Source organism: Streptomyces sp. NPDC047982 (genome assembly GCF_043204165.1).
In the GTDB taxonomy this organism is placed as follows: Bacteria; Actinomycetota; Actinomycetes; order Streptomycetales; family Streptomycetaceae; genus Streptomyces.
Map to the genome: position 1 here is coordinate 126,722 of NZ_JBIDBS010000014.1, position 11,582 is coordinate 138,303.

The window sequence follows — 11,582 nt, forward strand, 5'->3', positions numbered from 1 at the left end:
GCACCTCACCGAGCACCCACTCGTCCGGAGGCTGTTGTCCCTCGGGCTGGCGCACCGGGATTATGTCGTCGCGGGGAGCGGACCACTCCTGGCCCATGGGATCAGACGGAACGTGGGCGACCTGGACATCGTGGCGAGAGGGGCGGCATGGAAGGCCGTCGCCGATTTGGCCGAACCGGGCCCGGCGCCGTCCGGGCACGGCCGCATGGTGCGACTCTTCGGCGGAACCCTGGAATTCTTCGACTCCTGGCTGCCCGGTTCGTCCGACCCGGACTCTCTCATCGAGAGAGCGGAATTCATCTGCGGGATACCGTTCTGCCCCCTTCTGGATGTTCTCGCCTGGAAGGGAAGATCCACGCGGCAGAAGGACCGGGACGATCTCCTGCTGATTCGGAGCCACCTCGAGCGGAATGGGCTGAACCAGGCGCAAGACGGCCGAGCCGGGTGATCGGCGCCTTTCGAGGAGAGCGTGAACTCGGGTTCAAGGGTGAGAAAAGCCCCGGCGTGTCCGTGCGAGACGCATTTGTTTTGACCGGAGTCGACGAGGTAGGTACGCTCATACCTTGTGCCTGGGGTGTGCCTGGACTCGTGTGCGTGTCTTCAGCCGCATGGTGAGTTCCTCTACGGCCGCCGCAATCTGCGCCCGTCCTGCCTTGCGGCAGTGGCCTGCAGGATTCGACACACCCGACCGCGTGGGTCGGTGACGTTCCAGGTTAGTTTGACGAACGGCACACAGAAACCGGAGAAGTAGTGCCTACGATCCAGCAGCTGGTCCGCAAGGGCCGGCAGGACAAGGTCGAAAAGAACAAGACGCCCGCACTCGAGGGTTCGCCTCAGCGCCGCGGCGTCTGCACGCGTGTGTTCACGACCACCCCGAAGAAGCCGAACTCGGCGCTCCGTAAGGTCGCGCGTGTGCGTCTGACCTCCGGTATCGAGGTCACGGCCTACATCCCGGGTGAGGGACACAACCTGCAGGAGCACTCCATCGTGCTCGTGCGTGGTGGCCGTGTGAAGGACCTGCCGGGTGTTCGCTACAAGATCATCCGCGGCTCGCTCGACACCCAGGGTGTCAAGAACCGCAAGCAGGCCCGCAGCCGCTACGGCGCCAAGAAGGAGAAGTAAGAATGCCTCGTAAGGGCCCCGCCCCGAAGCGCCCGGTCATCATCGACCCGGTCTACAACTCTCCTCTTGTCACCTCGCTGATCAACAAGATCCTGCTCGACGGCAAGCGTTCCACCGCTGAGCGGATCGTGTACGGCGCCATGGAGGGCCTCCGCGAGAAGACCGGCAACGACCCGGTCATCACGCTGAAGCGCGCGCTCGAGAACGTCAAGCCGTCGCTGGAGGTCAAGTCCCGCCGCGTCGGTGGTGCCACCTACCAGGTGCCGATCGAGGTCAAGCCCGGCCGTGCCTCCACGCTCGCGCTGCGCTGGCTCGTGGGTTACTCCCGCGCCCGCCGCGAGAAGACCATGACCGAGCGCCTCATGAACGAGCTGCTCGACGCGTCCAACGGTCTTGGCGCCGCAGTCAAGAAGCGTGAGGACACCCACAAGATGGCCGAGTCCAACAAGGCCTTCGCGCACTACCGCTGGTAGTCGCTACCCACATCGAGACCGAGAGAAGACTGAGCCTTATGGCCACCACTTCGCTTGACCTGGCCAAGGTCCGCAACATCGGGATCATGGCCCACATCGACGCGGGCAAGACGACCACCACCGAGCGGATCCTGTTCTACACCGGCGTTTCGTACAAGATCGGCGAGACCCACGAGGGCTCCGCCACGATGGACTGGATGGAGCAGGAGCAGGAGCGCGGCATCACCATCACGTCCGCCGCGACGACCTGCCACTGGCCGCTCGAGGATGTTGACCACACCATCAACATCATCGACACCCCGGGCCACGTCGACTTCACCGTCGAGGTGGAGCGTTCGCTCCGCGTCCTCGACGGCGCCGTCACCGTGTTCGACGGTGTGGCGGGCGTCGAGCCGCAGTCCGAGACCGTGTGGCGTCAGGCGGACCGCTACGGCGTTCCGCGCATCTGCTTCGTCAACAAGCTCGACCGCACCGGCGCCGACTTCCTGCGCTGCGTCGGCATGATCACGGACCGCCTCGGCGCGACCCCGATCGTGATGCAGCTCCCGATCGGTGCCGAGGCCGACTTCACGGGTGTCGTCGACCTCGTGACGATGAAGGCGTTCGTCTACCCCGCGGAAGCGACCAAGGGCGAGGCGTACAACGTCGTCGACATCCCGGCCGAGCTGGCCGAGGCCGCCGACGAGTGGCGCGGCAAGCTCCTCGAGTCGGTCGCGGAGAACGACGAAGAGATCATGGAGCTGTACCTGGAGGGCCAGGAGCCCACCGCGGAGCAGCTCTACGCCGCGATCCGTCGCATCACGATCAACTCCGGCAAGGGCGGCGAGACGACCGTCACCCCGGTGTTCTGCGGCACCGCGTTCAAGAACAAGGGTGTCCAGCCCCTGCTCGACGCCGTCGTGCGCTTCCTGCCCTCCCCCCTGGACGTCGAGGCCATCGAGGGCCACGACGTCAAGGACCCCGAGGTCGTCGTCAAGCGCAAGCCGTCCGACGACGAGCCGCTCGCGGCGCTGGCGTTCAAGATCATGAGCGACCCGCACCTCGGCAAGCTCACCTTCGTCCGGGTCTACTCGGGCCGCCTGGATTCCGGCACCTCGGTGCTGAACTCCGTCAAGGGCAAGAAGGAGCGCATCGGGAAGATCTACCGCATGCACGCGAACAAGCGTGAGGAGATCGACTCGGTGGGCGCCGGCGACATCATCGCCGTCATGGGCCTGAAGCAGACCACCACCGGTGAGACGCTCTGCGACGACAAGTCGCCGGTGATCCTGGAGTCCATGGACTTCCCGGCGCCGGTCATCCAGGTCGCCATCGAGCCCAAGTCCAAGGGCGACCAGGAGAAGCTGGGTGTCGCCATCCAGCGCCTCTCCGAGGAGGACCCGTCCTTCCAGGTGCACTCCGACGAGGAGACCGGCCAGACCATCATCGGTGGTATGGGCGAGCTGCACCTCGAAGTGCTCGTCGACCGCATGAAGCGCGAGTTCCGCGTCGAGGCGAACGTCGGCAAGCCGCAGGTCGCGTACCGCGAGACGATCCGCAAGGCCGTCGAGCGCGTCGACTACACCCACAAGAAGCAGACCGGTGGTACCGGTCAGTTCGCCAAGGTGCAGATCGCGATCGAGCCCATCGAGGGCGGCGAGTCCTCGTACGAGTTCGTCAACAAGGTCACCGGTGGCCGCATCCCCAAGGAGTACATCCCCTCGGTGGACGCGGGTGCGCAGGAAGCCATGCAGTTCGGCATCCTGGCCGGCTACGAGATGACGGGCGTCCGCGTCATTCTTCTCGACGGTGCCTACCACGAGGTCGACTCCTCCGAGCTGGCCTTCAAGATCGCCGGTTCGCAGGCCTTCAAGGAGGCCGCGCGCAAGGCGTCCCCCGTGCTCCTCGAACCGATGATGGCCGTCGAGGTCACCACGCCCGAGGACTACATGGGCGATGTCATCGGCGACATCAACTCCCGCCGTGGCCAGATCCAGGCCATGGAGGAGCGCAGCGGCGCTCGCGTCGTGAAGGGCCTCGTGCCCCTTTCGGAGATGTTCGGCTACGTCGGAGACCTCCGCAGCAAGACCTCGGGTCGCGCAAGCTACTCGATGCAGTTCGACTCCTACGCCGAGGTTCCGCGGAACGTCGCCGAGGAGATCATCGCGAAGGCCAAGGGCGAGTAACTCTCCCGAGCTCACGCTTTAGGCTTGTCACCGGAGCCTGGTGGGGCATCCGACGCGGAGCACGAGCGACGTGTCGGATGCCTCCGGCCCCGGCATCCCAGCAAAGATCACCTGGCGCCGATGAAGCAAGGCGTACAGAACCACTCCACAGGAGGACCCAGTGGCGAAGGCGAAGTTCGAGCGGACTAAGCCGCACGTCAACATCGGCACCATCGGTCACATCGACCACGGTAAGACGACCCTCACGGCCGCCATTACCAAGGTGCTGCACGACGCGTACCCGGACCTGAACGAGGCCTCGGCCTTCGACCAGATCGACAAGGCTCCTGAGGAGCGCCAGCGCGGTATCACCATCTCCATCGCGCACGTCGAGTACCAGACGGAGCAGCGTCACTACGCGCACGTCGACTGCCCGGGTCACGCCGACTACATCAAGAACATGATCACCGGTGCCGCGCAGATGGACGGCGCCATCCTCGTGGTCGCCGCCACCGACGGCCCGATGCCGCAGACCAAGGAGCACGTGCTCCTGGCCCGCCAGGTCGGCGTTCCGTACATCGTCGTCGCCCTGAACAAGGCCGACATGGTGGACGACGAGGAGATCCTGGAGCTCGTCGAGCTCGAGGTCCGTGAGCTCCTCTCCGAGTACGAGTTCCCGGGCGACGACGTTCCGGTCGTCAAGGTCTCCGCGCTCAAGGCCCTTGAGGGCGACAAGGAGTGGGGCCAGTCCGTCCTCGACCTGATGAAGGCCGTCGACGAGGCGATCCCGCAGCCCGAGCGCGACGTCGACAAGCCGTTCCTGATGCCGATCGAGGACGTCTTCACGATCACCGGCCGTGGCACCGTCGTCACCGGTCGTATCGAGCGTGGTGTCCTCAAGGTCAACGAGACCGTCGACATCGTCGGTATCCGTCCGGAGAAGACCACCACCACGGTCACCGGCATCGAGATGTTCCGCAAGCTCCTCGACGAGGGCCAGGCCGGTGAGAACGTCGGTCTGCTCCTCCGTGGCATCAAGCGCGAGGACGTCGAGCGCGGCCAGGTCATCATCAAGCCGGGTTCGGTCACGCCGCACACCGACTTCGAGGCCCAGGCCTACATCCTGTCGAAGGACGAGGGTGGCCGCCACACCCCGTTCTTCAACAACTACCGCCCGCAGTTCTACTTCCGTACCACGGACGTGACCGGCGTCGTGACCCTCCCCGAGGGCACCGAGATGGTCATGCCGGGCGACAACACCGTCATGTCGGTCCAGCTGATCCAGCCGGTCGCCATGGAGGAGGGCCTGAAGTTCGCCATCCGTGAGGGTGGCCGGACCGTGGGCGCCGGCCAGGTCACCAAGATCGTCAAGTAAGTACCTGCGTACGTGACTGTCTGACCTGGTTGCTCCGCACAGAGCACCAAGAAGGGCCCCGGCCCGCCGCGTTCGCGGTGGACCGGGGCCTTTCGGTGTGTGCGGGGGGTTTCTTCGGCGCGACGGGGTTCTTCGGTGCGTACGGGCTGTTCGTGGGGTTCGGCCGGGTGCGATGTGTGCGCGTTCGCCGTTTTGCCGGTCAGGGGCGCCAGAGCCAGGGGTGGGCGTCGACGCCCAGGGCCACGACCACCGGGCGGGCGTCCGGCCCGAGGTGCAGGGCCGGGGCGTCGAGGGGCGGGAGGCCGCGCGTCCGTACGGAGAGGCCGCGGGGTGTACGGAGCTGGACCAGGCCCTTTTCGGTGCGGCCGAGCAGGACGGGGGAGTGCGCCGGGCCGGCCGCGGTCACCGGGCCGTAGCCGGTGAAGCCGGGTCGGCCGTCGATGACGCGGCCGTTGCCGTTGTCGTCGATGCCGCGGGCGCGGTCGCCGATGACCGGCTCGGCGTCGTCGATGTTGCCGCTGTGGTCGTCGGTGAGCGGGTCGGCGTCGTCGATGTTGCCGCTGTGGTCGTCGGTGATCGGGCCTTGGTCGTGGGGGTCGCTCTCGTCCGGCACCTCGCCGGTCCGTACGGTGGTCAGCGCGGCCTTCGCCGCCGCGCGGTAGGAGAGGTCGATGGCCCCGTCCGGGGCCGTCAGCGCGGCCGGGCCGTCGCCCGGGACCGGTACCCCGCTGATCTGGGTGTGCGCGGTGACCGGGTCCTCGGGGGTCTCCTGCGTCCAGTGGTGCACCGCGAACCGGCCCGCCGCGAAGACGTGGACGCGGTCGGCGGCGTCCACCACGGTGCTCAGGCCGTCCTGGACCTCGCCGCCGCCCATGTCCCGCCAGCCGCTCCACCGACCGTCCGTGTCCCGTACCCGGGTGCTGAGACCTTTCTCCGCGTTCCGCACGAAAAGATGGACCCGTCCGTCGGGCGCGGTGACCGCGACCGGGACGCCGATCCGGCGGCCCGCGTCCTGGCCGTGCTCCGGGTTGCCCAGCCCCTCCCAGGCGCGGAAGGCGCCGCCGGGGGAGCGCTGTTCGAGTACGACGATCTCGCGCTCGTTGTCCGCCCCGTGCCCGCCGAGCGCGGCGAACCGCAGCCCGAAGAGCAGTTGTCGCCCGTCCGGCAGGGCCGCGCCGCCGAGCACCGGGGCGAGCGGGCCGCCGCCGAGGTCGTCCGGTGCGTCCCACACCCCGCTGCCCGGAGCGCTCTCGCGCCAGCGGACCGCCCGCAGCCCCAGCACCCCGTACGCGACGAGCCGGCCGTCCGGTTCGGTGCCGAGGACGGGCCGGGGGCCCGGGTAGCGGTAGTGGGTGGAGCGCACCCAGCCCTTCCGGTTGGTGAGCGGCCGGTCGCCGCCCACGTTGTAGTCGCCGCATCCGGCCGGGTTGCCGCAGTCCCAGTCGGGCGAACCGCCGTACGGCACCAGGAGGGCGGCCTTCTCCGCGAGCACGGCGGGCGGCAGGTTCTTGGGCCAGTGCCGGTTGTAGTACGCGCGGTAGGCGGTGGTGACGAAGCCGGGCACCTCGCCGCCGTCCCGGGTGGCACGCGCCACCCAGCGGATCAGCGCCGTCCAGGTGAACAGCGCGGCCGCGGTGTGGTCGGGGTGGTCGGAGTAGCCCTTCTGCTCGCTGTCCCGGCGCCGCTCGGCCTCGCTGCTGTGCTGGATGTCGGGATCTGGGTCCAGGGTGTGCACGACGGTCGGCCGGTACTGGTCGAACAGCCCCACCAGGACGTCGATCAGACCGTCGTAGGTGTACGAACCGGCCTGCCGCAGCGGCGAGCCGTCGGCGACGACGGTGGGCAGCACGAGGCGCCGGTCCTGCCAGAGACTGGGCAGCCCGAGCCGTCCGTACGTGGTGTGCATGGCGGTGCTGATATGGATCAGCTCGACGCTGCGGCCGTCGTGCGCGAGCCGGTTGATCTCGGCTCGGTGGCCACCGTGGAGGTCGATGACGGACTCCTGCCAGTCCGTGAACCGGTCGAGGCCGAGCAGGGTCGCGTACGCCTGGCGGAGCCCCTGGTGCCGGGCGGAGGAGTACGCGGCCTTGTCGGGGGAGGGAAGCGGCCGGCCGGGCATCCGGTTGACGCCGCCCGCTTCGCCTCCGGTCAGGTACACGCACACCAGGGGCGTTCCGTCGCGGAACGCCTGCTGGGTGTCCGGGTTCATGAAGTACAGGTCGTCGTCCGGATGGGCGAGGACCTGCATCATCAGGGCCCGTCGCGAGGCGCTGATCGGCAGACCGGGCAGCGGGTTCGCGGCGGGGTCCTGGCGGCGGGGCGGCGCGGGGGCCGTGCACGCGGCGAGGGCGACCGAACCCGTCGCGGCGGCGGTCGCCGTCAGCAGCGTGCGGCGCGGCATTCCCGTGCGGGATGCGCGCGGCGCGGGTCGATCCGTCACACCGTGCTCCGTCCGTTCCCCCGCAGCGAGCGGCCGGGCGACCCTGTGCTGCGTAACCGATGCCCGCGCAGACCGCGGCGGGGAGGGGGCGAGCCGCTGCTGCGGGGGGATAGACGGAGATCGACGGGGGAGGGTTGCCTGGTCCGCACCATCGGACGGGGTACGGGCGGGCGGACGGGGTACGGGCCGGGGCCCGGGGGGCACCGAACGGTGGTCGATCCTGGACACGCGGAACGACCGGCCGCTCGGCTGAGAGCGGTGCCGCAGTGCGGCGCCACGGCCCTCGTTGAGGGCGGAGCGGCCGTCGGGTCCGTCAGGCTGCTTTGTGCGGGGCTGCCTGTTCGGCGCGGCAGGCGCGGCAGTGACCGGGGTCGGCGGCGCGGAAGGCGCGGTCGCAGGTGTCGCAGTTCTGGAGTGGGGTGACGGCGACGCTGTGGTGGGGCGGGGTGAGCTCTGCGGCGCCAGGGAGCGGGGGTGGCAGGAGTGTGGTGATCCGGTGGCGGAGGAGCCTGGCCGGGTGCTTCAGGGGGTGGGGGAGGCCGGTGGTGAGGGCGTGGCGGATGGTGTCGGGGTGGGCGCCGCGTTCGAGCCAGGTGACGACGCCGGGGGCGAGGGCGGCGATATCGCTCTCGGAGAGGGTGAGCCCGGGTGCGTGGCGGCGGAGGTCGGCGAGGAGCGCGGTGGCCGCGCGCTGAAGCTCCGGCGTGAACTCCTGCGGCTGGGGGAGCGGCGGAGGCGGTGTGGTGCGCGCGGTGGGGGCGGGATGCGGCTGCGGTGCGGGGGCCGGGGGTGTTGCGGGGGCGGGGGAGGAGGAGGGGGAAGGGGAGGGGCCGGGGTGCGGTTCGGGCGCGGGTGCCGGTGGGGGTGGAGGCGTGGGCGCTGGTGTGGGCGCGGGCCGTGGGGCCGGCTTGCCGGGAGCGGTCCGGGGCCGAGGGGCCGTGGTGGGGTGGGTGGTGGCGCCGGGCTGGTTGTACGAGACGGTGCGGGTGACGATGCGGCCGTCGGCGAGGCGTACGCGGCTGCGGTGGAGGTAGCCGTGGGCTTCGAGCTCACGCAGGGCGGCGGCGATGCGGGTCTCGCTCTCGGGGAAGCGTTCGGCGAGGTGCTTGATGCCGATCCTGGCTCCGGCGGGGAGCGACTGGATGTGGGCGGCGAGACCGATCGCGGTGAGGGAGAGGCCGCGGTGCTGGGTGAGGTGGTTGCCGATGACGGTGTAGCCCGCGGCATGCCGGAAGTTGACGTGGATGACGCCGGACGACGGTGCCGTGTCTCCGGGGACGGGAGACGGGGCGCACGGGGGCGCGGTAACCTGCGGGGTATCCATCAGGAAGGCTCTTCTTCCTCGGTGGTCAGGCCCCCGGCTGAGACGGTGGAATCTCGTCGGGGGCCGTCGCATGTCTGCGGTTGTCGCGGCGAGCATAAGCCAGCAAACCTGCCTGAAATCCAGCCCAGTTGCCCTGTGTCACCCGCGCGAGTGATGAGTGCGGGACGGGGGTCGGGTTTGGGTGGGGAGGGTGTTTTCCCCAGGTTCTTAAAGCCTTGTGCGTCGTGGAGCGCGGCGACGCGGCTCACCGGGTCGCGGGTTTCCGCGACCCGGTGGACCGGTCGCGGTACCAGGTCGATTTCGGCCCGGATCGCCTTGCGGGGGACGGACGAGCCTGGCGCCTCGACGGGTGCGGGAGAACAGAACGGTGAACTCCCGGGTGCGAGCGGAATGTTCGGTTCGGGTGACTTCTTGCGTCACGTCTCTCGGCGAAGCAGGGTGTGCGTACTGTGAAGAGCAATGAGCCCCATGCGTACGGGGTTGTCCAGGGCCCGCCCAGTGTTGTCCCGGCTGTCCGGGGTGACGTGCCGGGGCACCAGGGGTTGGGTCGAGAACGGTGAGCGCGTCGGAAGCGGGGCACGGATGAGCGTGGACGAGGCCGGTACGGAACGTGGGGACACCGGGGCGGACGAGCCGGGCTGGGACGTCGATCCCGACGACATCTCGGGGCCGGCCGTGGTCACCGCCGTCGGCCGCCAGACGACAGCCGTTGAGCTGGAGGCTTACCACAACCACAACGTCAACGGCCTCTTGCAGACCGAGGAGCACATGCGGGCCCTGTTCGCATCGTGGCTTCCCGCCTACACGGCGGACGAGTTGGAGCGTGTGGGTGGCCGCACGCATGGCACGACGCTCGATCTTCGACCGCGTTGAAACTCTGGCGAACGGGCCTACGAGTGAAGGCATGCGACGGTAGGCAGGTGCCTGACCCGGGTGTCTCCTCCCTGGTAGCGTTCACGGCATGTCTGCTGCTTCGTGCGCGGCCGCTTGCGCCGCAGTGACCAGGACGTTCCGCTAGCGGCGGGGCGTTCGACTCACACACTCTTCCTGGACGTCCAGCCGCTTCGTGATCAGACCGGAGCGGCACGTTCGTGCTGCTCAGAGCTTCCTCTGAGCAACGGAGCACCTGATGTTCTCAGGCATCCTTTCTTCACGCGGGCACAGCCCGTCCCCTGCACGCGCATGGCTGGTGCTGTGCGCGGTGTCCATGCTGCAGTTCTTCATCGCGGTCGACGTGACCGTGGTCAACATCGCCCTGCCCTCGATCGGCGCCGACTTCGACATCGACAGTCACGCTCTGACCTGGATCGTGGTCGGGTACACGGTCGCCGGTGGCGGGAGCCTGATGCTCGGTGGCCGACTGGGCGACCTGCTCGGGCGGCGGCGCGTGCTGCTGCTCGGCACCGGCCTGTTCGGCGCCGCGTCCCTGCTGGCAGCCCTGACCCCCACTTTTGAGCTGCTGGTGGTCGCGCGCTTGCTGCAGGGCGTCGGTGAGGCCATCGCGCTGCCTGCCGCGATGGCCACCATCGTCCTGATGTTTCCCGAAGGACCGCGTCGGTCGCGGGCCCTGAGCGTGTGGGCGGCGGTGGCCAGCTGCGGTCTCGTGCTCGGATTCGTCCTGTCCGGAATCATCACCGCCCACCTGGGGTGGCGGTGGATCTTCCTGGTCTCGGTTCCGTTCATCCTGGTCGTGCTGCTGGCAGCCGTCTTCCTGGTCGAGGGTGACCGGCCCGTGGCCAAGGACGCCCCGCCGCTGGACCTTCCCGGCGCGTTGCTGCTGACCGCCTGCCCGCTGCTGTTCACCTTCGGCGTGGTCGAGGCCGGTGAACCCGGAATGCCCGCATGGGTGGCCCCGGGGGCGCTGGCCGGGGCGGTGGCCGCCGGGGCCGGGTTCGTGCGTGTCGAGGCACGCTCGCGCAACCCGCTGCTGCCGCTGCACTTCTTCGCCCACCGCACGCGTGTGGCGGCCAACCTGACCACGATGCTGCTGAGCGGGGGGTTGTCGACCTCGTTCCTGCTGTTCACCTTCTACCTGCAGGACCGATTGGACATCGGCCCGCTGGGCGCGGGCCTGATGATGCTGCCTCTGGCGGTCTCGCTGATCGTGTTCTCCCTGCTCGTGCCTCGTCTGCTGGGCCGCTGGGGAGCACGCGCGTGTGTGCTTGCCGGCATCGGGCTCACCGCGGTCGCGATGGCCACGATCGCGCTCGTCTCGGCCCTGCAGGCGGGCGGGGTGGCGATGATCCCGGCCATGCTCCTGATCGCGGCTGGGATGGGGTTCGGCATCGTGGGACTGCAGTACATCGCAGTCAGCGGCATCACCGAGGACGACGCCGGGATCGCCTCGGGCGTCCAGCGCGCGGCTGACCAGCTGGGCGGTGCGACCGGGGTGGCGGTCTGCGTCGGGATCGGGTTCGCTCCGACCCTGCACTCCCTCGATCCGTTCCTGGTCGCCACCCTGCTGGCCGCCGTGGGGCTCGTGACCGGTGCGGTCGTGGCCTGGCGCATGTCCGTGCCGGCTCCCGCAGCAAACCCGCAGGAACAGTCCGGGTGACCCTCGCCCGACGGGGTGTGCCGCCCTGACTGCCAGGGCGGCGCACCCCGTCGGGACGTGCTGGTCAACGCCCGCCGCAGCCGAGCGAAGGTCGTCTGCCCGTCCTGCGCTCATCCCTCACCGACCCGTTGTGGGACCAGTTCCAAGCCG

Annotated in this window: 9 protein-coding genes; 7 read left to right on the forward strand and 2 right to left on the reverse strand. The window is 69.3% G+C overall.

The features are described 5' to 3' along the window. Nucleotides 1-112 precede the first annotated feature (112 nt). The 5 genes from ACGF2V_RS18900 to tuf all read left to right on the forward strand — a co-directional run bounded on the left by ACGF2V_RS18900 (nucleotide 113) and on the right by tuf (nucleotide 5,114). On the forward strand, nucleotides 113-448 hold the full coding sequence (locus ACGF2V_RS18900) for a hypothetical protein (RefSeq protein ID WP_362619198.1): 336 nt from the start codon (nucleotides 113-115) through the stop codon (nucleotides 446-448). A 302-nt stretch (nucleotides 449-750) separates the two neighbouring features. Then, complete coding sequence (rpsL, locus tag ACGF2V_RS18905) at nucleotides 751-1,122, forward strand: 30S ribosomal protein S12 (RefSeq protein ID WP_003948652.1); 372 nt, start codon at nucleotides 751-753, stop codon at nucleotides 1,120-1,122. Nucleotides 1,123-1,124: 2 nt separating this feature from the next. Next, nucleotides 1,125-1,595 (forward strand): 30S ribosomal protein S7, encoded by a 471-nt coding sequence (gene rpsG, locus ACGF2V_RS18910; protein WP_072485550.1) that lies wholly within the window; start codon nucleotides 1,125-1,127, stop codon nucleotides 1,593-1,595. Between the two features lie 38 nt (nucleotides 1,596-1,633). Further along, nucleotides 1,634-3,760 (forward strand): elongation factor G, encoded by a 2,127-nt coding sequence (gene fusA, locus ACGF2V_RS18915; RefSeq protein ID WP_362619200.1) that lies wholly within the window; start codon nucleotides 1,634-1,636, stop codon nucleotides 3,758-3,760. A 160-nt stretch (nucleotides 3,761-3,920) separates the two neighbouring features. After that, a complete protein-coding gene (tuf, locus tag ACGF2V_RS18920; protein ID WP_362619203.1) occupies nucleotides 3,921-5,114 on the forward strand; it encodes an elongation factor Tu in 1,194 nt (397 codons plus the stop codon). Nucleotides 5,115-5,313: 199 nt separating this feature from the next. Here tuf and ACGF2V_RS18925 read toward each other — a convergent pair whose 3' ends face one another. Together ACGF2V_RS18925 and ACGF2V_RS18930 are read right to left on the reverse strand one after the other, a co-directional pair. Further along, a complete protein-coding gene (locus tag ACGF2V_RS18925) occupies nucleotides 5,314-7,515 on the reverse strand; it encodes a PIG-L family deacetylase (RefSeq protein ID WP_362707232.1) in 2,202 nt (733 codons plus the stop codon). A 352-nt stretch (nucleotides 7,516-7,867) separates the two neighbouring features. Continuing rightward, a complete protein-coding gene (locus ACGF2V_RS18930) occupies nucleotides 7,868-8,878 on the reverse strand; it encodes a helix-turn-helix domain-containing protein (protein WP_362707142.1) in 1,011 nt (336 codons plus the stop codon). 582 nt (nucleotides 8,879-9,460) lie between these two features. On the opposite strand from ACGF2V_RS18930, the gene ACGF2V_RS18935 reads away from it, so the two are divergent. After that, the gene (locus ACGF2V_RS18935; protein WP_389044274.1) at nucleotides 9,461-9,751 is read left to right on the forward strand and encodes a Scr1 family TA system antitoxin-like transcriptional regulator; all 291 of its coding nucleotides are present in this window, start codon (nucleotides 9,461-9,463) and stop codon (nucleotides 9,749-9,751) included. Nucleotides 9,752-10,079: 328 nt separating this feature from the next. Next, the gene (locus ACGF2V_RS18940; RefSeq protein ID WP_362619339.1) at nucleotides 10,080-11,432 is read left to right on the forward strand and encodes an MFS transporter; all 1,353 of its coding nucleotides are present in this window, start codon (nucleotides 10,080-10,082) and stop codon (nucleotides 11,430-11,432) included. Nucleotides 11,433-11,582 lie beyond the last annotated feature (150 nt).